Raw genomic sequence first — 25,535 nt, forward strand, 5'->3', positions numbered from 1 at the left:
CGATCAGGACGGAATGTCGACCCGGCGCTTGAGCGCCGCCAGCAGGGCGATACGGATCATTCCGCTGGGAATGCGGATGACCTTCCAGTACCGCCCGAAGCTGCGCCGGGTCGACTCGTCCGTGGCCAGGATCCTGGTCTCCGTGGAAAGAATTCCGTCGGCGCAGTGCAGGGTGAAGACGACCTTGGTGCAGCCCGGCTCGGCGTAGTCCGTGAACACCTCCGCCATCGGCCGGTCCGGGCGCACCGGGCCGGCCTGCGAGCCGATCCCGCCGTACACCAACTCCCCTTCTGAGAGCTCCAGTACGGTGTCTCCGCCCATGGCGAAGTCGTCCAGCACGAGGCCGTCGGCCCGCAGCTTGTTCCGGGTGAACGCGAGCAGTGCGCGGGCCACCGGAGCCTCCCGCCAGGTCAGCTCGCGGGCCGCCGCCAGCACCGTCGCGGGGGGCTCCGAGACCTTCACCCAGTGGTGTTCCCGGAAATGCCATTCCGGCATGTAACGGTCGATCAGCAGGCCTTCCGGCGACGCCTTCGTCGAGTTCTCGTCCATGCCGCGACGCTAGCACGCGGCAGTACTGCCACCAAGGCGTGGCAGCTTTCTGCAAGCGGCATTGTCCGCTCTTCCGGGCCGCTGTTAGACATGGGCCCTGGTCCGTTGTTCCTTGTCGAGCTATTGAGGGTGAGTGGCGTGTCCGACCTCCAGGGAGTACTGCTGCCGCTGACCGCCGCCCAGTCGGGTGTCTGGTACGCGCAGCAGTTGAATCCGCAGAACACGATCTTCAACACCGGCGAATTCCTGGAAATCGGCGGACCGGTGGACGCGGAGCTGTTCGAGGCCGCGCTGCGCCGGGTCGTCGGTGAGGCCGAGACGCTGCGCCTGCGGTTCACCGAGACCGAGAGCGGCCCGGCCGCCCGGATCGTGCCGGCCGCCGAACTCGACTGGTCGCTGCACGTGGTGGACGTCACCGGCACCCCCGACCCCTGGGCGGCGGCCCGCGCCTGGATGGCCGAGGACTTCGCCCGCCCGCTCGACCCGCAACAGGACCGGCTCTTCCTCTTCGCGCTGTTCAAGGTCGCCGAGGGCCGCCACCTCTGGCTCTACCGCTACCACCACCTGCTGGTGGACGGCTTCACCGTCAACCTGATCGCCCGGCGGACCGCCGCCGTCTACTCGGCGCTCGCGGCCGGCGCACCCGTCCCGGCGAGCCCGTTCGCCCCGCTCGGCCGGCTGCTGGCGGAGAAGGCGGAGTACCGCGACTCCGAGCGCTTCGCCGCGGACCGGGACTACTGGACGGCGCGGCTCCGGGACTGCCCCGAGCCGGTCAGCCTCTCCGGCGAACAGCCGCGGCTGGCCCGGGAGCTCGTCCGCCGCACCGCCCACCTCGCGACCTCCGAGGCCGACCGGCTGCGCTCCCTCGCCGGCGACGCCGGGGTCGCCTGGCCGCCCGCGCTGATCGCCGCCATCGCCCTGTGGCTCGGCCGGCTCACCGGCTCCCCCGAGGTGGTGCTCGGCCTGCCGGTCACCACCCGGCTCGGCAAGAACGCCCGCAGCGTGCCCGGCATGGTCGCCAACGTGCTGCCGCTGCGCATCGCCGTCGACCCGGCCGGCACCGTCGGGGAGCTGCTGGCCCTGGTCTCCGCCGAGATGCGGGCCGCGATGAAGCACCAGCGCTACCAGTTCGAGGACCTGCGCCGCGACCTCGGGATGCTCGCCGAGGACCGCCGGCTGGTCGGCCCGCACGTCAACATCATGATGTTCGACTACGACCTGCGGTTCGGCGGGCACGCCGCGCGCCCGCACACCCTCTCCATCGGCCCCGCCGACGACATCTCCTTCATCGTCTGGGACCGGGGCACCGGCGCCGGCCTGCAGATCGACTTCGACGCCAACCCCGACCTGTACGACGGCGAGGAGCTGGGCGCCTACCAGCGGACCTTCCTCTCGTTCCTGCACCGGCTGGGCAGCGCCGCGCTCACCGACCGGGTGGACGCCGTCGCCGCGGACCTCACCGCGCCGCCGCGGCGCGCCCGGGCCGTCGAGGCCGATGCCGGGCCCGCGCCCGCAGCCCTTCCCGCCGCCGCCCTTCCCGCCGCCGCCCGCGCCCCGCGGTCGGCCGCCGAGGAGGGCCTCTGCCGGCTGTTCACCGAGGTGCTGGACGAACAGGTCGGCTCGATCGACGACAACTTCTTCCTGCTCGGCGGCAGTTCGCTCCAGGTCACCCGGCTGGTCGGCCGCATCCGCAAGGAGCTCGGCGCCGAGCTCACCCTGCGCACCGTCTTCGAGAACGCCACCGTCGCCACCCTCGCCGAGGCCCTCGGCCTGACCGGCGACACCGCCGCGGCCGCCCCCGCCGCCCCGGCCGCCCGGCCGGCCCTCACCGCCCGCCCGCGCCCCGGCCGGCTGCCGCTCTCCGCCGCGCAGAACCGGCTCTGGTTCCTCAACCAGATGGAGCACGACAGCGGAAAGGCCGCGTACAACGACGGTCTCACCGTCGAGCTCACCGGCCGCCCGGACGCGGACGCGCTGCGCACCGCGCTCGCCGACGTCGCCGCCCGGCACGAGAGCCTGCGGACCGTCTTCCCCGAGCTGGACGGCGCCCCGTACCAGCACGTCCTGGAGCCGGCCGCCGCCCGCCCCGTGCTGGAGGTCACCGAGGTCGCCGACGAGGGCGCGCTGGACGGCCTGCTGGCCGCGGCCGCCACCCGCGGCTTCGACCTCGCCGCCGAAGTCCCGGTCCGGGCCCACCTGTTCACGCTCGCCCCGGAGCGGCACGTACTGCTGCTGCTGGTCCACCACATCGCCGGGGACGGCTGGTCGGTCGCCCCGTTCACCCGCGACCTCAGCCTCGCCTACGCCGCCCGGCTGCGCGGCGAGGCCCCGCGGTTCACCCCGCTGCCGGTCCAGTACGCCGACTACACGCTCTGGCAGCAGGAGCTGCTCGGCGACGAGCGGGACGGGGAGAGCCCGCTCGCCCGGCAGATCGCGCACTGGCGGGACGCCCTGGCGGCGCTGCCCGAGGAGCTCACCCTGCCCGCCGACCGCCCGCGCCCGCCGGTGGCCGGCCACCGCGGCGGCAAGGTCGCCTTCGAGCTCACCGCCGGCACCCACCGGCAGCTGCTCGCCCTGGCCCGGGAGTCCGGCGCCAGCGTCTTCATGGTCGCGCAGGCCGCACTCGCCGCGCTGCTGCACCGGCTCGGCGCCGGCGACGACATCCCCGTCGGCACCGTCATCGCCGGCCGCACCGACGAGGCGCTGAACGACCTGGTCGGCTTCTTCGTCAACACCCTGGTGCTGCGCACCGACGTCTCCGGCGACCCGACCTTCCGCGAACTGGTCGACCGGGTGCGCGAGTTCGACCTGACCGCGTACGGCAACCAGGACGTGCCGTTCGAGCGCCTGGTGGAGGTCCTCAACCCGGTCCGCTCGCTGGCCCGCCACCCGCTCGCCCAGGTCACCCTGGCGCTGGACGACAACGCGGCGCCGCTGCTGGAGCTGCCCGGCCTGGACGTGGCGATCCGCCGGACGGAGACCGACACCGCCAAGTTCGACCTGTCGCTGCGGCTCGGCGAGCGCTTCGACGGCGACGGCCGCCCGGCCGGCCTCGCGGCGAGCTTCGAGTTCGCCCGCGACCTCTTCGACGAGGGCACCGTGACGGGCCTGGGCGAGCGGTTCCGGCGGCTCGTCGAGGCGGTCACCGCCGACCCCGCCACCCGGATCGGCACCGTCGACCTGCTGGGCGACGACGAGCGCACCCGCATCCTCGACACCTGGAACGACACCGCCGCCGACGTGCCGGCCGCCACCGTGCCCGCGCTGTTCGCCGCCCGGGCCGCCGGCGCCCCGGACGCCCCGGCCCTGGTGCACGAGGCCACCGTGCTCGGCTACCGCGAGCTGGACGAGCGGGCCGGCCGGCTGGCCGCGCTGCTCGCCGCGCACGGCGCCGGCCGCGGCCGCACCGTCGCGGTCGCCCTCGGCCGCGGTGTGGACACCGTGGTCACCCTGCTGGCCGCGATGAAGGCCGGCGCCGCCTACCTGCCGGTCGACCCGGACTACCCGGCCGACCGGATCGCGTACATCCTCGGCGACGCCCGCCCCTGCCTGGTCGTCACCAGCACCGCGCGCCAGGCCGCGCTGCCCGCCGACGGCACCCCCCGGCTGCTGCTGGACACCGCCGAGCTGCCCGCCGAGCCGCTCGCCGCCGTGCCGCTCACCCTCCAGGACCCCGCGTACGTCATCTACACCTCCGGCTCCACCGGCCGCCCCAAGGGCGTCGTGGTCACCCACACCGGCGCCGCCAGCATGGCCGCCGCCCACCGGACGTGGTTCGGCAGCGGCGCCGGGCACCGGGTGCTGCAGTTCTCCTCGCCCAGCTTCGACGCCTCGATGTGGGAGATCCTGACCACCCTGATCAACGGCTCGGCGCTGGTCCTGGCGCCCGCCGAGCGGCTGGCCGCCGGCGAGCCGCTCGCCACCCTGCTGGCCGAGCAGCGGGTCACCCACGCCACGCTGCCGCCGGTCGTGCTGGCGGCGATGGGCGGGGCGACGCTGCCCACCGACATGACCCTGGTGACCGCGGGCGAGGCCTGCTCGGCCGAGCTGGTGGACCGCTGGGCCGACGGCCGCCGGATGGTCAACGCGTACGGCCCGACCGAGTCGACCGTCTGCGCCACCATGTCCGACCCGCTCGTCCCGGGCGCCGGCGCGCCCACCATCGGCCGCCCGATCACCAACACCCGCGTCCTCGTCCTGGACGAGCGGCTGCGCCCGGTGCCGCCCGGCGTGCCCGGCGAGCTCTACCTCACCGGCGCCGGCCTCGCCCAGGGCTACCTGGGCCGCCCCGGCCTGACCGCCGAGCGCTTCACCGCCTCCCCCTACGGCCCGGCCGGCACCCGGATGTACCGCACCGGGGACCTCGCCCGCTGGACGGCCGACGGCGCACTCGACTACCTCGGCCGGATCGACGACCAGGTCAAGATCCGCGGCTTCCGGATCGAGCTCGGCGAGGTCGAGGCCGCGCTGCTCGGCCACCCCTCGGTGGCGCAGGCGGCCGTCCTGGCCCGCGAGGACCGCCCCGGGGACAAGCGGCTGGTCGGCTACGTCGTCCCGGCCGCCGACGGCGCGGCCGACCCGGCCGAGCTGCGGACGCACGTGGCCGCCGCCCTGCCCGACTACATGGTCCCGGCCGCCGTCCTGGTGCTGGACGCGCTGCCGGTCACCACCCACGGCAAGCTCGACCGGCGCGCCCTGCCCGCCCCCGACTTCGCGGGCGCGGCGGGCACCGGCCGGGCCCCGCGCGGACGGCGGGAACTGCTGCTGGCCGGCCTGTTCGCGGAGGTCCTCGGCCTCGACGCCGTCTCCGCCGACGACAGCTTCTTCGACCTCGGTGGGCACTCACTGCTCGCCACCCGCCTGGTCAGCCGGATCCGCACCGAGGCCGGCGCCGAGCTGACCGTCCGCGCCCTCTTCGAGGCCCCCACCGTCACCGCGCTCGCCACCGCCCTGGACGGCGCCGCCGGCGCCCGGGCGGCCCTGCGGCCGCAGAGCCGGCCCGCCCGCATCCCGCTCTCCCACGCCCAGCGCCGGCTCTGGTTCCTCAGCCACTTCGACGGCCCCGACGGCAACGGCACCTACAACCTCGGCCTCTCGCTGCGGCTGCGCGGCCGGGTCGACGCCGGGGCTCTGGCCGAGGCGCTCGGCGACCTCACCGACCGGCACGAGGCCCTGCGCACGCTGTTCCCCGACACCGACGGCCACCCCGAGCAGCTCGTCCTGGCCCCCGCCGACCCGGCCGCCCGGCCCCGGCTGCTCCGCACCGCCGTCACCGCCGACACCCTGGACGCGGCGCTCGCCGAGGCGGCCGCGGAGGGCTTCGCACTCGCCACCGCGGTACCCGTCCGCGCCCACCTGCTCAGCCTGGCCGAGGACGAGCACGTGCTGCTGGTGGTGGTGCACCACATCGCCGCCGACGGCTGGTCGATGGCTCCGCTGGCCCGCGATCTCTCCACCGCGTACGCGGCCCGACTGGGCGGCGCGGCGCCGGAGTTCACCCCGCTGCCGGTCCAGTACGCGGACTACACGCTCTGGCAGGCCGAGGTGCTCGGCGACGAGGACGACCCGGCGGGCGAGCTGAACCGCCAGGTCGAGCACTGGCGCACCGCGCTGGCCGGCCTGCCCGAGGAGCTGGCACTGCCCACCGACCGGCCCCGCCCGGCCCGGATGAGCCACCGCGGCGACACCGTCCCGTTCACCGTCCCCGCCGAGCTGCACGCCCGGCTGGAGGAGCTGGCCCGGACCACCGGCAGCAGCCTGTTCATGGTCGTCCAGGCCGCACTGGCGACGCTGCTGCACCGGCTCGGCGCCGGGGAGGACATCCCCGTCGGCTCACCGGTGGCCGGCCGCACCGACGAGGCGCTGGACGACCTGGTCGGCTTCTTCATCAACACCCTGGTGCTGCGCACCGACCTGTCGGGGCGGCCGAGCTTCCGCGAACTGCTGGGCCGGGTCCGGGAGACGGCGCTCGCCGCCTACGCCCACCAGGACGTGCCGTTCGAGCGCCTGGTGGAGGCGCTGAGCCCGGAGCGGTCGACGGCCCGGCACCCGCTCTTCCAGGTGTCGTTCCAGCTCCAGAACATCCCCTCCGACCGACTGGCGCTGCCCGGCGTCGAGGTGAGCCCGCAGCCGGTCCGGCTGGACACCGCGAAGTTCGACCTCTCGTTCACGCTGGCGGAGTCGGTGGCGGGGCTGGAAGGAAGCATCGAGTACGCCGTCGACCTCTTCGACCGCACCACCGCCCACACCCTCGCCGAACGCCTCCTCACCGTCCTCACCACCATCGCCGACCACCCCGACACCCCCATCGGCGACATCGACATCCTCACCCACCAGGAACACACCCAACTCACCACCTGGACCGGCGAACACCACCACCTCGAACCCACCACCCTCCACGGCCTCTTCGAACGAGCCGCCGACACCACCCCCCACGCACCCGCCCTCACCAACGGCAACCACACCCTCACCTACGCCCAACTCGAAACACACGCCAACCAACTCGCCCACCACCTCCACACCCAGCACGACATCGGCCCCGAACACACCGTCGCCCTGCTCCTCCCCCGCTCCACCGACATCGTCATCGCCCAACTCGCCGTCCTCAAAACCGGCGCCGCCTACCTCCCCATCGACCCCGACTACCCGACAGACCGCATCACCTACATGCTCCAGGACGCCAACCCCACCCTCGTCCTACGCCAACTCCCCACCTACGAAAACGAACCCACCACCCGGCCCACCAGCACCCCCGACCCCGCCAACCCCGCCTACATCATCTACACCTCAGGCTCCACCGGCCGCCCCAAAGGCGTCATCGTCACCCACACCGGCATCGCCGCCCTCGCCACCGCCGAACTCCAACGCTTCACCCCCACCCCCCACAGCCGCATCCTCCAATTCGCCTCCCCCAGCTTCGACGCCTCCGTCCTCGAACTCGTCCTCACCTTCACCGCCGGCGCCACCCTCGTCGTCCCCCCACCCGGACCCCTCGCCGGCGAACCCCTCGCCGACACCCTCACCACCCACCGCATCACCCACGCCCTCATCCCCCCCGCCGCCCTCGCCAGCGTCCCCCACCGCCCCTACCCCCACCTCCACACCCTCATCGTCGGCGGCGACACCACCCCCGCCGAACTCGTCGACCACTGGGCCACCCACCACCACCTCGTCAACGCCTACGGCCCCACCGAATCCACCGTCGCCGCCACCATCAGCACCCCCCTCACCCCCGGAACCGGCACCCCCACCATCGGCACCCCCATCCCCAACACCCACACCCACATCCTCGACACCACACTCCGACCCGTCCCCCCCGGCACCACCGGCGAGCTCTACCTCACCGGCCCCGGCCTCGCCCGCGGCTACCACCGACGCCCCGACCTCACCGCCGAACGCTTCGTAGCCTCACCCCACGGCCCCGCCGGCACCCGCATGTACCGCACCGGCGACCTCGCCCGCCGCACACCCGACGGCCAACTCCACTACCAAGGCCGCGCCGACGACCAAGTCAAAATCCGCGGCTTCCGCATCGAACTCGGCGAGATCGAGACCGTACTCGGCACCCACCCCGCCGTCGCCCACGGATCCGTGATCGTCCGTCAGGACCAGCCGGGCACCAAGCGGCTCGTCGCCTACGTCGTCCCCTCGGCAGGCCACCCGCTCGACCCGGACGCCCTGCGCGCCCACATCGGTGCCACCCTCCCCGACTACATGGTGCCGTCGGCGTTCGTCGCCCTGGACGCCCTCCCGCTCACCGCCAACGGCAAGCTCGACCGCAAGCAACTCCCCGCACCCCAGCACTCAGGCACCGGCACCGGCCGCCCGCCGGCCAACCCCACCGAAGAGATCCTCTGCGGCATCTACCGCGACCTCCTCGGCATCGACACCGTCTCCCCCGAGGACAGCTTCTTCGAACTCGGCGGCGACAGCATCGTCTCCATCCAACTCGTCAGCCGCGCCCGCAAGGCCGGACTCCTCCTCACCGCCCGCGAGGTCTTCCAGCACCGCACCCCCGAAGCCCTCGCCACCATCGCCACCACCGCCACCGAAACCCCCACCGAAGCCCCCGAAACCGCCTACGGCCTCGTCCCCGAAACCCCCATCATCGGCTGGCTCCGCGAACTCGGCGGCCCCATCGACGGCTTCAACCAGTCCATGCTCGTCCAGACCCCCACCGACACCACCCCCGAACGCCTCACCACCGCCCTGCAAACCCTCCTCGACCACCACCACACCCTGCGCGCCCGCCTCGTCCGCAGCCCGCACACCTGGAACCTCCACATCCCCACCCCCGGCACCCTGCGCGCCACCGACCTCCTCCGCACCACCACCAACGACCTCACCACCCTCCCCGACGAAGCCCGCGCCGCCCAACAACGCCTCGACCCCGACCACGGCACCATGCTCCAAGCCGTCTGGTTCCGGAACCACCACCGCCTCCTCCTCACCGCCCACCACCTCGTCGTCGACGGCGTCACCTGGCGCACCCTCCTCCCCGACCTCGCCCACGCCCACGACGCCACCCCCCTCGAACCCGTCCCCACCTCCTTCCGCCACTGGGCCCAACACCTCACCACCCTCGACCGCACCACCGAACTCCCCCTCTGGCAGGCCCAGCTGACGGGGCCCGACCCACTGGTCGGCGCCCGGCCGCTCGACCCGGAGACCGACACCGCCGGTACCGTCCGGCACCTGTCGCTCACCCTGCCCGCCGAGGTGACGGGCCCGCTGCTGACCGAGGCCGCCGCCGCCTACCGGGCCACCGCCAACGACGTGCTGCTCACCGGTTTCGCGCTCGCCGTCGCCGCCTGGCGCGAAGGCACCGGCACCGACGTCCTGGTGGACCTGGAGGGCCACGGCCGCGAGTCCGTGGTCGAGGGCGCCGACACCTCCCGCACCGCCGGCTGGTTCACCAGCATGTTCCCGGTCCGCCTCGACGCCGGCAGCGGCAGCGACCCCGGCCTCGCCCTGAAGGCCGTCAAGGAACAGCTGCACGCCCTGCCCGACAACGGCATCGGCTACGGCCTGCTCCGCCACCACCCCGACACCGCCGCCACCCTCGCCGCACTCCCCCGCCCGCAGATCGGCTTCAACTACCTCGGCCGCTTCGACGCCACCACCGGCGACGACGCCACCGACTGGGCCCTGCGGTCCGACGCCGACCTCGGCGACGGCCGGGAGCCGGGCATGCGGCTGACCCACGCGATCGACCTCAACGCCGTCACGGTCGAGCACCCCGACGGCCCCCGGCTGACGGCCGACTGGTCCTGGCCGGCCGCGCTGTTCACCGAGGACGAGGTCCGCGCCCTCGCCGAGGGCTGGTTCGCCCGCCTGCGCGCCCTGGTCGCCCACACCGCCTCCCCCGGGGCCGGCGGGCTGACCCCGTCCGACCTGCGCCCGCTCGTCGAGGTCACCCAGCAGCAGATCGACGCCCTGGAGGCCGACCACGGCCGCCTCACCGACCTGCTCCCGCTCTCCCCGCTCCAGCAGGGCCTGTACTTCCACGCCACCTACGACACCGACGGCCAGGACGTCTACACCGTCCAACTCGCCCTCGACATCGAAGGACCGCTGGACGCGGCCGCGCTGCGCACCGCCGCCGAGGGCCTGCTCGCCCGGCACGGGGCGCTGCGGGCGGCGTTCCGCCACGACGGCGGCCTGGACACCCCGCTCCAGGTGATCCCGGCCCGGGTCGAGGTGCCCTGGCAGGAGGCGGACCTCTCCGGCGACCCCGCCGCGGCCGTCCCCGCCTGGATGGCGGCGGACCGCGCCGACCGCTTCGACCCGGCGCGGGCACCGCTGATGCGCTTCGCGCTGCTCCGCACCGGCGAGCAGCAGCACCGGCTGGTCGTCACCAACCACCACCTGCTGCTGGACGGCTGGTCCATGCCCGTCCTGGTGAAGGAGCTGTTCACGCTGTACGCGGGCGCCGGCGGCGTCCTCCCCCGGGTCACCCCGCACCGCGACTACCTGACCTGGCTGGCCGGCCAGGACCGCGCCGTCGCCGAGGCGGCCTGGCGGCGGCTGCTCGACGGGCTGGCCGAGCCCACCCTGGTCGCGCCCGCGGGCGGCGACGGCGGCCCGAGCGCGCCCGACCGGGTCACCGCCGAGCTGACGGCCGACCTCACCGCGCGGCTCACCGGTCTCGGCCGGACCACGGGCACCACCCTGAACACCCTGCTCCAGGCCGCCTGGGCGCTGGTCGTCGGCCAGCTCACCGGCCGGACGGACGTGGTCTTCGGCGGCACCGTCTCCGGCCGCCCGCCGCAGGTCCCCGGCATCGAGACGATGGTCGGCCTGTTCATCAACACCCTGCCGGTCCGCGTCGTCCTCGACCCGGCGGAGCCCCTCGGCGCCCTGCTGGAACGCCTCCAGGACCAGCAGGCCGGCCTGATGGACCACCAGTACCTCGGCCTCACCGACCTCCAGCAGGCCGCCGGGCTCGGCGAACTCTTCGACACCCTGGTGGTGTTCGAGAACTACCCGCTCGACGCCGACGTGCTGGAGATCGGCGCCGGCCTGCGCGTCACCGGCCTGGAGGGCCACGACGCCACCCACTACCCGCTGATCCTCACCGGCGTCCCCGGCGAGCGCCTCCAGCTGCGGCTGGACCACCGCCCGGACCTCTTCGACACGGCCGCGGCGCAGGCGCTGATGGACCGGCTGACCGGGGTGCTCGCCGGGGCCCCGGAGCTCCTGGCCGCCCCCGTCGGCCGGATCCCGCTGCTCGGCACCGAGGAGCGGGAGCGGCTCGTCGGAGCCTTCAACGACACCGCGCGCGCCGCGCAGAGCGCCGAACCGGTGGTCACCCGGCTCTTCGCCGACCTGGCCGGCTGGGCACCGGCCGCCGAGGCGGTCGTCTCCGACAGCGGCACCCTCTCCTACGGCGAGCTGGACGCCCGCGCCAACCGGCTCGCCCACCGGCTGCTCGCCGCCGGCGTGCGCGCCGAGGACCGGGTCGCGCTGCTGATGGAGCGCTCGCCCGAGCTGGTCGCGGCCGTGCTCGGGGTGCTCAAGGCCGGTGCCGCGTACGTTCCGCTCGACCCGCGGTTCCCGGCGTCCCGGATGCGGCACATCCTGGCCGAGACCGGCGCCACCGTCCTGGTCGCCGACGCGGCGGGCGACGTCGCCGCCCGGCTCGACGACGGTGCCGGTACCGGTGCCCCCGGGCTGACCGTGATCGAGGCCGCCCCCGCCCTGGCCGACGGGCCCGCCCACGCCCCGGACGTGGTGGTGGCACCGGACCAGCTGGCCTACGTGATGTTCACCTCCGGCTCGACCGGCCTGCCCAAGGGCGTCGGCGTCACCCACCGCGACATCGTCGCGCTCGCCGAGGACCGCCGCTTCGAGTCCGGCCACGAGCGGGTGCTGCTGCACTCGCCGACCGCCTTCGACGCCTCCACCTACGAGCTCTGGGTGCCGCTGCTCGGCGGCGGCCAGGTGGTCGTCGCGCCCGCCGGGGACCTCGACGCCGTCCGGCTGCGCGAGACCGTCACCCGGCACGGCGTCACCGCGCTGTGGCTGACGGCCGGGCTGTTCCGGCTGATCGCCGAGGACGGGCCCGCCAGCCTGGCCCGGGTCAGCCAGGTGTGGACCGGCGGCGACGTCGTCCCCGCCGCCGCCGTCCGCCGCGTCCTGGAGGCCTGCCCGGGCCTGACCGTGGTCGACGGCTACGGCCCGACCGAGACCACCACCTTCGCCACCACCCACCGGATCGGCTCCGTCGCCGAGATCCCGGCGGCCGTGCCGATCGGCCGCCCGCTCGACGGCATGCGGGTGTACGTGCTGGACGCGGCCCTGCGCCCCGTCCCGCAGGGCGTAGCCGGCGAGCTCTACATCGCCGGCGACGGCGTGGCCCGCGGCTACCTGGGCCGCCCCGCTCTGACCGCCGAGCGCTTCACCGCCGACCCGTACGGCCCGGCCGGCGCCCGGATGTACCGCACCGGCGACCTCGTCCGCTGGAACGCCGACGGCGCGCTCGACTACCTGGGCCGCACCGACGACCAGGTGAAGGTCCGCGGCTTCCGGATCGAGCTCGGCGAGATCGAGGCCGTGCTCGCCACGCACCCCGCCGTCGCCCAGGTCTCCGCCGTGGTCCGCGAGGACAACCCGGGCGACCAGCGGATCGTCGCCTACGTCGTGCCCGCGCCCGGGGCCGCACCGTCCCCGGCCGAGTTGCGCGCGCACGCCGCCGAGGGCCTGCCCGGCTTCATGGTGCCCGCCGCGCACGTCCTGCTGGCCGCACTGCCGCTGACCGGCAACGGCAAGGTGGACCGGCGCGCCCTGCCGGCCCCCGACTTCGGGGCGGCCGGCGGCCGGGCCCCGCGCACCCCGCAGGAGGAGATCCTGGCCGGGCTGTTCGCGGACGTCCTGGGCCTGCCCGCGGTCTCCGTCGACGACAGCTTCTTCGACCTCGGCGGGCACTCGCTGCTCGCCACCCGCCTGGTCAGCCGGATCCGCCCGGTGTTCGGCGTGGAGCTGGCGGTCCGTGCGCTGTTCGAGGCCCCGACCGTCGCCACACTCGCCGAGCGGGTGTCGGCGGCCGGGCAGGCCCGGGCCGCGCTCACCGCCCGCCCGCGGCCGGAGGAGGTGCCGCTCTCCCCCGCGCAGCGCCGGCTCTGGTTCCTCAACCGCTTCGAGGACGCCGGCTCCTCGTACAACCTGCCGCTCGCGCTGCGGCTGGACGGCGCACTCGACGTGGCGGCCCTGCACGCCGCGCTCGGCGACGTCACCGCCCGGCACGAGAGCCTGCGCACGGTCTTCCCCGACGTCGACGGCCGGCCGCGCCAACGCGTGCTGTCCGCCGCGGCGGCCGCCCCCGCCCTGCCGGTCACCGAACCGGCCGACGGCGGGGCGGCGCTCGACGCCGAACTGGCCGCCGCGGTGGCCGAGGGCTTCGACCTCACCACCCGGCCGCCGCTGCGGGCCCGGCTGTTCCGGCTCTCCGCCACCGAGCACGTGCTGCTGGTCGTGCTGCACCACATCGCCGGCGACGGCTGGTCCCTGGCGCCCTTCGCCCGCGACCTCGGCACCGCCTACGACGCCCGCCGGGCGGGCGGCGCCCCCGCCTGGGAGCCGCTGCCGGTCCAGTACGCGGACTACACCCTCTGGCAGGCCGAGGTCCTCGGCGACGAGGCCGACCCGGCCGCCCCGCTGGCCCGGCAGATCGAGCACTGGCGCACCGCGCTGGCCGGCCTGCCCGAGGAGCTGGCCCTGCCCGCCGACCGGCCCCGCCCGGCGGACGTCAGCTACCGGGGCGGCTCCGTCCCGCTGGCCCTGCCGGCCGAGGTGCACGCGCGGATCGCCGCCGTGGCCCGGGACCACAACGCCAGTGTCTTCATGGTGGTCCAGGCCGCCGTGGCCACCCTGCTGAACCGGCTCGGCGCCGGCGAGGACATCCCGCTCGGCAGCGTCATCGCGGGCCGGACCGACGAAGCCCTCGACGACCTGGTCGGCTTCTTCGTCAACACCCTGGTGCTGCGCACCGACCTGTCCGGCGACCCGACCTTCGCCGAGCTGCTTGCCAGGGTCCGGGAGACCGACCTCGCCGCGTACGCCCACCAGGACGTGCCCTTCGAGCGGCTGGTCGAGGTGCTCAACCCGGCGCGTTCGCTGGCCCGGCACCCGCTCTTCCAGGTCATGATCGCCTTCCAGAACAACGCCGGGGCCGTGCTCGACCTCGACGGGCTGCGGGCCACCGCCCTGCCCGTCCGGCTCGGCGCCGCCAAGTTCGACCTGCTGTTCTCCCTGGAGGAGACCTTCACCGCGGACGACCCGGCGGGCGCACCCCGCCCGGCCGGCCTGACCGGGGTGCTGGAGTACTCCGCCGACCTCTTCGACCGCAGCACCGCCGAGCGCTTCGGCGAGCGGCTGGCCCGGCTGCTCGACGCCGTCACCGCCGACCCCGACCGGCCGGTCACCGCCGTGGACCTGCTCACCCCGGCCGAGCGCGGCCTGGTCCTGGACGGCTGGAACGACACCCGGCACGAGATCGCCGCGGCCACCGTGCCGGACCTCTTCGAGGCGCAGGCCGCCCGGACCCCGCACGCCCCGGCCGTGCTGCACGCCGGCACCGAACTCTCCTACGGCGAGCTCAACGCCCGCGCCAACCGGCTGGCCCGCCTGCTGGTCGCCGAGGGAGCCGGACCGGAGCACTTCGTCGCGCTCACCCTGCCGCGCACCGCCGACCTGATCGTCGCCCTGCTGGCCGTGCTCAAGTCCGGGGCCGCCTACCTGCCCGTCGACCCCGGCTACCCGGCCGACCGGATCGCCCACATGCTCGGCGACGCCGCGCCCGCCCTGGTGCTCAGCACCGGCGAGGCGGCCGCGGTCCTGCCGGCCGGCGTCCGCACCCTGCTGCTCGACGACCCCGCCGTCCGGGAGCGGCTCGCGGCCCTCCCCGGCACCGACCTGACGGACACCGATCGCCTCCGCCCGCTGGACGTGCGCCACCCCGCGTACGTGATCTACACCTCCGGCTCCACCGGCCTGCCCAAGGGCGTCGTCGTCCCGCACCGCAACGTGGTCGACCTCGCCGCCTGGGCGGCCTCCGACATCGGCGCCGAGCGGCTCGCCGACGTGCTCGCCGCGACCTCGCTCAACTTCGACGTCTCGGTCTTCGAACTCTTCGGCCCGCTGCTCTCCGGCGGCCGGATCGAACTCGTCCGCGACGTGCTGGCCCTGCTCGACATGCCCGAGGGCCGGCAGTTCGGCCTGGTCAGCGCGGTGCCCTCGGCGCTGGCCCACACCCTCGGCCAGGCCGGTGCCCCGCGGTTCGGCGCCGACCTCGTGGTGCTCGCCGGCGAGGGCCTCTCCGCCCACACCGCCGACGCGATCCGGGCCGCCGTGCCCGGAGCCGCGCTCGCCAACATCTACGGTCCGACCGAGGCCACCGTCTACGCCACCGCCTGGTACGACGGCGACGACTCCGCCGGGCGCACCCCGCCGATCGGCCGGCCCCGGCGGAACACCCGGGCCCTCGTCCTGGACGAGCGGCTGCGACCGGTGCCGCCCGGCGTGCCCGGCGAGCTCTACCTCGCCGGCGAGGGCCTGGCCCGCGGCTACCTCCACCGCCCGGCGCTGACCGCCGAGCGCTTCGTGGCCGACCCGTACGGCCCGGCCGGCAGCCGGATGTACCGCACCGGCGACCTCGTCCGCTGGAACGCCGAAGGGGAGATCGCGTACCTGGGCCGCACCGACTTCCAGGTGAAGGTCCGCGGCTTCCGGATCGAGCTCGGCGAGATCGAGGCCGTGCTCGCCAAGCACCCCGCCGTCGCCCGGGTCGCCGTGCTGGTCCGCGAGGACACCCCCGGCGACCAGCGGATCGTCGCCTACGCGGTGCCGGCCGGCGAGCCCGCCGACCCGGCCGTGCTGCGCGCCCACGTGGCCGCCGCCCTGCCCGAGTACATGGTCCCGGCCGCCTTCGTCACCCTGGCGGCGCTGCCGCTCAACCCCAACGGCAAGCTGGACCGCCGCGCCCTGCCCGCCCCCGACTTCGGGGCGGCGGCCGGCGCCGGACGGGAGCCGCGCACGGCGCAGGAGGAGCAGCTCACCGCGCTCTTCGCCGAGGTGCTCGGCGTCGCCCGGGTCTCCGTCGACGACGGCTTCTTCGACCTCGGCGGCCACTCGCTGCTCGCCACCCGGGTGGTCAGCCGGATCCGCACCCTGTTCGGTGCCGAGCTCCCGGTCCGCGCCCTGTTCGAGACGCCGACGGTGGCCGGGCTGGCCGAGCGGATCGGCGCCGCGGCCCGGGCCCGCCGCCCGCTGGTGGCCCGGCTCCGTCCGGAGTCCGTCCCGCTCTCCGCGGCGCAGCGCCGGCTCTGGTTCCTCAACCGCTTCGAGCAGCGCACCGGCACCTACAACCTGCCGCTCGCCGTCCGGCTCACCGGCCCGCTCGACCCGGCGGCGCTGCGGGCCGCGCTCGGCGACCTGACCGACCGGCACGAGAGCCTGCGCACCGTCTTCCCCGACACCGACGGCCACCCCCGGCAGCGGGTGCTCGCCGCGGGCTCCGCCCGGCCGGAGCTGACGGTCGCCCCGTACACCGCCGGGGCGGTGGCCGCGGCCGCCGCCCTCGACTTCGACCTGGCCACCGAGATCCCGCTGCGCGCCCACCTGTTCACCGTGGACGAGCGCACCCACGTGCTGCTCCTGGTGCTGCACCACATCGCCGGCGACGGCTGGTCGATGGCCCCGCTGGCCGCCGACCTCGCCACCGGCTACACCGCCCGACTGGGCGGCGCGGCACCGGAGTTCACCCCGCTACCGGTCCAGTACGCGGACTACACGCTCTGGCAGGCCGACGTCCTCGGCGACGAGCAGGACGGCGCGGGCGAGCTCGCCCGGCAGGCCGGCTACTGGCAGCAGACCCTGGCGCGGCTGCCCGAGGAGCTGGCCCTGCCCGCCGACCGGCCGCGCCCCGCCGAGCTCAGCTTCCGCGGCAGCACCGTGCCGCTGCGGCTGCCGGCCGAGGCGCACGCACCGCTGGCCGCACTGGCCCGGGAGGCCAACGCCAGCGTGTTCATGGTCGTCCAGGCCGCGCTGGCCACCCTGCTCGGCCGGCTCGGCGCCGGCGAGGACATCCCGATCGGCTCGCCCGTCGCGGGCCGCACCGACGAGGCGCTCGACCACCTGGTGGGCTGCTTCGTCAACACCCTGGTGCTGCGCACCGACCTGTCCGGCGACCCGACCTTCCGCGAGCTGGTGGGCCGGGTCCGGGAGACCGACCTCGCCGCGTACGCCCACCAGGACGTGCCGTTCGAGCGGCTCGTCGAGCTGCTCAACCCGGAGCGTTCACTGGCCCGTCACCCGCTGTTCCAGGTGATGCTCTCCTTCCAGAACAACGCGGTCGCCGCCCTCGACCTGCCCGGCCTCGCCGTCGAGGCGCACCCGGCCGAGGTGGACGGCGCCAAGTTCGACCTGTCCTTCCAGCTCGCCGAGGAGTTCGCCGCCGACGGCACGCCCGCCGGGCTGGCCGGCCGGATCGAGTACGCGACCGACCTGTTCGACCGGGAGACGGCGGCCTCGCTCGCGGACCGGTTCGCCCGCGCCGTGGCCGCCCTGGTCGGCGCACCGGACCGCCCGCTGTCCGAACTGGACGTGCTGACCGCCGCCGAGCGCCGCACGGTGCTCACCACGTGGAACGACACCGCCCGCCCGGTGCCCGCCACCACCCTGCCGGCCCTGTTCGAGGCGCAGGCCGCCCGCACCCCCGACGCCACCGCCCTGGTGGCCGGGGCCGAGCGGATCGGCTTCGCCGACCTGGACGCCCGGGCGAACCGGCTGGCCCGGCTGCTCATCGGCCTGGGCATCGGCCCCGAGCAGTTCGTGGCCGTCGCCCTGCCGCGCACCGCCGACCTCGTGGTGGCGCTGCTGGCGGTGACGAAGGCCGGCGCCGCCTACCTCCCGGTGGACCCGGCGCACCCGGCCGACCGGATCGCCCGGCTGCTCCAGGACGCCGGCACCGCCGCCGTCATCACCGGGGCCGGGGCCCGCGACGCGCTGCCCGCCGAGCGCGGCGGCCTGCGGATCGACCTGGAGTCCCCGGCGGTCGCCCACCGGCTGGACGAACTCCCCGCCACCGCACCGACCGACGCCGACCGGACGGCCCCGCTGGCTCCCGGGCACCCGGCGTACGTGATCCACACCTCCGGCTCGACCGGGCGGCCGAAGGGCGTCGTCGTCCCGCACGCGGGCCTCGGCAACCTCTTCCACCACCACTTCGGCGAGCTGTACGCGGCCGAGATCGCGGCCGCCGGCCGGCCGCTGCGCGCCGCGCTGACCGCCGCCGTCTCCTTCGACGCCTCGCTCGACCCGCTGCTGTGGATGGTCGCCGGCCACGAGCTGCACCTCGTGGACGACGACACCCGCCGCGAGCCGGCCGCCCTGATCGGGTACGTCCGCACGCACGGCGTCGACTTCCTCGAGCTCACGCCGTCCTACGCCGAGCAGCTGGTCGAGCACGGCCTCGTCCGGGACGCCTCGGCCCGGCCACGGATCCTCGCGCTCGGCGGCGAGGCGGTCGGCCAGGCCCTGTGGCAGGAGCTCGCCCGCACCCCGGGCGTCACCGGCTACAACCTGTACGGGCCCACCGAGGCCACCGTCGACAGCCTCACCACGAGCACCACCGACACCGACCGCCCGCTGGTCGGCCGCCCGGTCGGCAACGCCCGCGCCTACGTGCTGGACGCGGCGCTGCGCCCCGTCCCGCCGGGCGTCGCGGGCGAGCTCCACCTCGCGGGCGCCGGCCTGGCCCGCGGCTACCTCGGCCGGGCCGACCTCACCGCCGAGCGCTTCGTGGCCGACCCGTTCGGCCCGGCCGGCAGCCGGATGTACCGCACCGGCGACGTGGTCCGCTGGACCAGGGCCGGGCAGATCGACTACCTGGGCCGTGCCGACGACCAGGTGAAGATCCGCGGCTTCCGGATCGAGCTCGGCGAGATCGAGACCGTGCTCGCCCGGTACGAGGGCGCGGAGCGGTCCGCCGTGGTCGTCCGCGAGGACCGGCCCGGCATCAAGCGCCTGGTCGGGTACGTCGTGCCGCGCGGCGGGGTGCTGGACGAGGCGGTGCTGCGTGCGCACCTCGCGGCGGCGCTGCCCGAGTACATGGTGCCGTCGGCGTTCGTCGCCCTGGACGCCCTCCCGCTCACCGCCAACGGCAAGCTCGACCGCAAGCAACTCCCCGCTCCCGAGTACAACGGCACCGGCACCGGCCGCCCGCCCGCCAACCCCACCGAAGAGATCCTCTGCGGCATCTACCGCGACCTCCTCGGCATCGACACCGTCTCCCCCGACGACAGCTTCTTCGAACTCGGCGGCGACAGCATCGTCTCCATCCAACTCGTCAGCCGCGCCCGCAAGGCCGGACTCCTCCTCACCGCCCGCGAGGTCTTCCAGCACCGCACCCCACAGGCTCTCGCCACCGTCGCCACCACCGCCACCACCACCCCCACCGAAGCCCCCGAAACCGCCTACGGCCTCGTCCCCGAAACCCCCATCATCGGCTGGCTCCGCGAACTCGGCGGCCCCATCGACGGCTTCAACCAGTCGATGCTCGTCCAGACCCCCACCGACACCACCCCCGAACGCCTCACCACCGCCCTGCAAACCCTCCTCGACCACCACCACACCCTGCGCGCCCACCTCGTCCGCGGCCAGGACACCTGGAACCTCCACATCCCCACCCCCGGCACCCTGCGCGCCACCGACCTCCTCCGCACCACCACCAACGACCTCACCACCCTCCCCGACGAAGCCCGCGCCGCCGCACAACGCCTCGACCCCGACCACGGCACCATGCTCCAAGCCGTCTGGTTCCGGAACCACCACCGCCTCCTCCTCACCGCCCACCACCTCGTCGTCGACGGCGTCACCTGGCGCACCCTCCTCCCCGACCTCGCCCACGCCCACGACGCCACCCCCCTCGAACCCGTCCCCACCTCCTTCCGCCACTGGGCCCAACACCTCACCACCCTCGACCGCACCACCGAACTCCCCCTCTGGCAGGCCCAGTCGGCCACCGACGACGAGCAGCTCGGCAGCGAGCCGCTCGACCCGGCCGTGCACACCGCGGCCACCGTCCGGCACCTGGCGCTGACCCTGCCGGCCGACGTCACCACCGCCCTGCTGACCGACACGGCCGCGCGCCACCGGGCCACCGTCAACGACGTGCTGCTCACCGGCTTCGCCCTGGCCGTCAACGCCTGGCGGGCCAACGGCTCGACGCAGGTCCTGGTGGACCTGGAGGGCCACGGCCGCGAGTCCGTGGTCGAGGGCGCCGACACCTCCCGCACCGCCGGCTGGTTCACCAGCATGTTCCCGGTGCTCCTGGACCCGGGCGCCGACGGCGACCCCGGCCGGGCCCTGAAGGCCGTCAAGGAACAGCTGCACGCCCTGCCCGACAACGGCATCGGCTACGGCCTGCTCCGCCACCACCCCGACACCGCCGCCACCCTCGCCGCACTCCCCCGCCCGCAGATCGGCTTCAACTACCTCGGCCGCTTCGACGCCAGCACCGGCGACGACACCAGCGGCGCCGACTGGGCGCTGCGCACCGACGCCGACCTCGGCGACGGGCGCGACCCGGCGATGCCGCTGGCGCACGCGATCGAGCTGAACGCCGCCGCCCTCGGCCACGCCGACGGCCCCCGGCTGACGGCCGACTGGTCCTGGCCCGACGGCCTGTTCACCGAGGACGAGGTCCGCGCCCTGGCCGAGGCGTGGTTCGCGAGCCTGCGCGCCCTCGCGGCGACCACCGACGGCGGGCTGACCCCGTCCGACGTCCGCCCGCTCGTCGAGGTCACCCAGCAGCAGATCGACGCCCTGGAGGCCGACCACGGCCCCCTCACCGACCTGCTCCCGCTCTCCCCGCTCCAGCAGGGCCTGCACTTCCACGCCACCTACGACACCGACGGCCAGGACGTCTACACCGTCCAACTCGCCCTCGACATCGAAGGACCGGTGAACACCACCGCGCTGCGCACCGCCCTGCACACCCTGCTCGCCCGGCACGCCAACCTGCGCGCCGCGTTCCGCCACGACGGCCTGGCGACGCCGCTCCAGGTGATCCCGGCCCGCGTCGACCTGCCGTTCCGGGAGGAGGACCTCACCCACCTGCCCGCCGCCGAGCGGGCCGCGGCGGCCGACCGGCTGGTCGCCGAGGACCGGACCACGCGGTTCGACCTCGACCGGCCCCCGCTGATGCGGTTCACCCTGATCGGCACCGCGGCCGACCGGTACCGGCTGGTGATCAGCCACCACCACCTGCTGCTGGACGGCTGGTCGATGCCTGTCCTCCTCGGCGAGCTCTTCTCCCTCTACGCCACGGCCGGCGACGGCTCCGCGCTGCCGCGGGTCACCCCGTACCGCGAGTACCTGGGCTGGATCGCCGGCCAGGACCGGGAGGCCGGCGAGGCGGCCTGGCGGCAGGTGCTGGACGGGCTGGAGGAGCCGACCCTGCTCGCCGCCCCCGACGCCTCCCGCGCCCCGGTGCTGCCCGTCCGCACCCGGCTGGAGCTGCCGGAGGCGGAGACCGCCGCGCTGGCCCGCTGGGCCCGCGAGCACGGACTCACCGTCAACACCGTGGTGCAGGCCGCCTGGGCCCTCGTGATCGGCCGGCTCACCGGCCGGGACGACGTGGTCTTCGGCGGCACCGTCTCCGGCCGCCCGCCGCAGGTCCCGGGCGTCGAGACGATGGTCGGCCTGTTCATCAACACCCTGCCGGTCCGGGTCACCCTCGACCCGGCGGAGACCTTCGGCGCCCTGCTGGAACGCCTCCAGGACCAGCAGGCCGGCCTGATGGACCACCAGTACCTCCCGCTGGCCGACCTCCAGCGGATCGCCGGGCTCGGCGAACTCTTCGACACCCTGGTGGTGTTCGAGAACTACCCGCTCGACGCCGACGGGCTGCGCACGGCCGCCGGCGGGCTGGGCATCGTGGGCGGCGACAACCACGAGTCCACGCACTACCCGCTCAGCCTGACCGTCAGCCTGGGCCGCGCCCTCGGCCTGGACCTCGCGCACCGGCCCGACCTGCTCGGCCAGGACCGGGTGGACGCGCTGGCCGCGGCCTTCGTCCGGCTGCTGGCCGGGGCCGCCGCCCGGGCCGGGCAGCCGGTCGGCCGGCTGCGGCTGGGCGACGCCGCCACCGAGCGGCGGATCCTCGGCGAGTGGGCCGGCCAGGCCGAGGCCGACCCGGGCCTGGAGTCGCTGACCGCGCGGTTCGCCCGCCAGGTCGCGGCGACCCCGGACGCCACCGCCGTGATCAGCGGCGACGACCGGCTCAGCTACGCCGAACTCGACCGCCGCTCCGACCGGCTGGCCCGCCTGCTGGCCGAACGCGGCGCCCGGCCCGAACGGTACGTCGCCGTCGCGCTGCCGCGCACCGCCGACCTGCCGGTCGCCCTGCTGGCCGTGCTGAAGTCCGGGGCCGGCTACGTCCCGCTCGATCCCGAGCACCCCGCCGAGCGGCTGGCGTACGTCCTCGCGGACGCGGCACCCGCCCTGCTGCTCACCACCCGCGCCACCGCCCGGGCGCTGCCCGGCACCCCGGCCCTGCTGCTGGACGACCCGGCCACCGCGGCCGCGCTCGCCACCGGCCCGGCCCCGGCCCCGGTCCCGGCCCCGCCCGGGGACCGCACGCCCGCCTACGCGATCTACACCTCCGGCTCGACCGGCCGGCCCAAGGGTGTGGTCGTCCCGCGCGCGGCGCTGGACAACTTCCTGACCGACATGGCGGTGCGCGTCCCGATGGACGGCACCGACCGGCTGGTCGCCGTCACCACCGTCTCCTTCGACATCGCCGCCCTGGAGCTCTACCTGCCGCTGCTCGCCGGCGCCGCCGTCGTCCTCGCGGGCAAGGAGGACGTCCTCGACCCCGAGGCGCTCGCCGCGCTCGTCGCCAAGCACGACGGCACCGTCCTGCAGGCCACTCCGTCGCTCTGGCAGAGCCTGACCACGCAGGTGCCCGACGCCCTGCGGGGCCTGCGGATGCTGGTCGGCGGCGAGGCCGTCCCGGCCGCGCTGGCCGCGGCGATGGCGGCCGCCGGCCGGTCCGTGCTCAACGTCTACGGACCGACCGAGACCACCATCTGGTCCACCACGGCGGTGCTCGACGGCGCCGCGGCCGCCCCGTCCATCGGCCGGCCGATGCTCAACACCCGCGCCTACGTGCTGGATTCGGCCCTCCGCCCGGTGGAGGCCGGGGTGCCCGGCGAGCTCTACCTCGCCGGCGCCGGCCTGGCCCGCGGCTACCTGGGCCGCCCCGGCCTCACCGCCGAGCGCTTCACCGCCGACCCGTACGGCCCGGCCGGCAGCCGGATGTACCGCACCGGCGACCTCGCCGCCTGGGCGCCCGACGGCACCATCGACTACCTCGGGCGGACCGACTTCCAGGTGAAGGTCCGCGGCTTCCGGATCGAGCTCGGCGAGATCGAGGCCGTGCTCGCCGGCCACCCGGACGTCGCCCGGGCCGCCGTGGTCGTCCGCGAGGACCGCCCCGGCGTCCGGATCCTGGCCGGCTACGCCGTCCCCGCCGAGGGCCGCACCCCGGACCCGGCCGCCCTGCGCGAGCACGCGGCCGCCGCCCTGCCCGACTACATGGTCCCGGCCGCCGTCCTCGTCCTGGACGCCCTGCCGCTGAACACCAACGGGAAGCTCGACCGCAAGGCCCTGCCGGCGCCCGACTTCGCCGACCGCCCGGTCGGCCGGGCCCCCGCCACCGACCGCGAGAAGCTCCTCGCCGCGCTCTTCGCCGAAGTCCTCGGGCTCCCCGCGGTCGGCGCCGACGACAGCTTCTTCACCCTCGGCGGCGACAGCATCACCTCCGTCCAGCTGGTCGGCCGGGCCCGCCTGGCCGGGCTGCTGCTGACCCCGCGCGAGGTGTTCGCCCACAAGACGGTGGCCGCCCTGGCCGCCGCCCTGCCCGAGTCCCCCGCCGAACTCGCGCTCGCCGCCGACCCGGACGGCGCGGACCCGGCCGTCGGCGCCCTGCCGGCCACCCCGATCGTCCGGTGGCTGCGCGAACTGGGCGGCCGGATCGACGGGTTCAACCAGTCCGTGCTGGTCCCCGTCCCCGGCGGCCTCACCGAGGACGTGCTGCACGCCGTGCTCCAGGCCGTCCTTGACCACCACGACGCCCTGCGCGCCCGGCTGGTCCGCACCCCCGCCGGCTGGACGCTGGACGTCCCGCCGAAGGGCACCCTGCGCGCCGCCGACGTGCTCCACCGGACCGACGTGACGGGCCTGACCGCCGCCGCCACGGCCGCCCGGGTGGACACCGAGGGCCGCGCCGCACAGGACCGGCTCGACCCGGACGCCGGACTCATGGTCCAGGCGCTCTGGTTCGACGCCGGGCCGGACGCCCCCGGGAGGCTGCTGCTGATCGTGCACCACCTCGTCATGGACGGCGTCTCCTGGCGGATCCTGATGCCGGACCTGCTGGCCGCCCACGAGGCGGTGGCCGCCGGCCGCCCGCCCGTCCTGGAACCGGTCTGGACGTCGTTCCGCGCCTGGGCCCGCGCCCTGGCCCGGGCCGCCCTCACCCCCGAACGGGTCGCCGAACTGCCGGTCTGGACGGGCATGCTGGCCGGCCACCGGGAGGTTCCGCTCGGTACCCGGGCACTGGACCCGGGCCGGGACGTCGGCGCCACCGCCCGCCAGCTCGCCCTGACCCTGCCCGCGGACGTCACCGGGCCGCTGCTGACCACGGTGCCCAGCACCCTCGGCACCGGCATCAACGAGGTGCTGCTCACCGCCTTCGCGCTCGCCGTCACCGTCTGGGACGACGGCCGCGGCCGGGAGCGCCGGTCCGGCGTCCTGCTCGACCTGGAGGGCCACGGCCGCGAGGAGCTGCTCACCGGCGTCCTCCCGGACGCCGACGTCTCCCGGACGGTCGGCTGGTTCACCAGCATGTTCCCGCTCCGGCTGGACCCCGGCGTCACCGCCGCCGACTGGCCGGAGATCCAGGCCGGCGGGCCCGCCGTCGGCACCGCACTGGCCCGGGTGGCCGGCCGGCTGGCCGCCCTGCCCGACAACGGCGCCGGGTACGGGCTGCTGCGCCACCTCAACCCGGAGACGGCGGGCACCCTCGCCGCACTGCCCGCCCCGCAGATCGGCTTCAACTACCTCGGCCGCTTCGGCTCCGACGGCGCCGAGGACAACGGCGACGGCGGCCTGGGCGGCAGCGACGCCGCGATGCCCGCCGGGCACGCGCTGGAGCTGAACTCGCTGGCCCAGGAACGCCCGGACGGCCCGCACCTGGTCGCCTCCTGGAGCTGGCCGGACGGCCTGTTCACCGAGGACGAGGTCCGCGGCCTCGCCGAGGCCTGGTTCACCGCCCTGCGCGCGCTCGTCGCCCACGCCGCGCACCCCTCGGCCACCGCCGTCCGGGCCGTGCCGCCGCCCCCCGTCGCGAAGGATCCCGCGCCCCTGCTGGATCTCGACCAGGACGAGATCGACGCGTTCGAAGAAGACTTCGAGTTCTGAGT

2 protein-coding genes are annotated in these 25,535 nt (G+C 75.4%); one reads left to right on the plus strand and one right to left on the minus strand.

What is annotated here, in order from left to right; all coding sequences use genetic code 11:
- Nucleotides 1–3: 3 nt before the first annotated feature.
- Nucleotides 4–549 (minus strand): hypothetical protein, encoded by a 546-nt coding sequence (locus tag OH807_RS20000; RefSeq protein ID WP_406200664.1) that lies wholly within the window; start codon nucleotides 547–549, stop codon nucleotides 4–6.
- Nucleotides 550–687: 138 nt separating this feature from the next.
- On the opposite strand from OH807_RS20000, the gene OH807_RS20005 reads away from it, so the two are divergent.
- Entirely contained in the window at nucleotides 688–25,533 is a 24,846-nt protein-coding gene (locus OH807_RS20005) for a non-ribosomal peptide synthase/polyketide synthase (RefSeq protein WP_406200667.1), read from the plus strand.
- Nucleotides 25,534–25,535 lie beyond the last annotated feature (2 nt).

It is taken from the genome of Kitasatospora sp. NBC_01560 (assembly GCF_045208415.1).
Taxonomy (GTDB): domain Bacteria; phylum Actinomycetota; class Actinomycetes; order Streptomycetales; family Streptomycetaceae; genus Kitasatospora.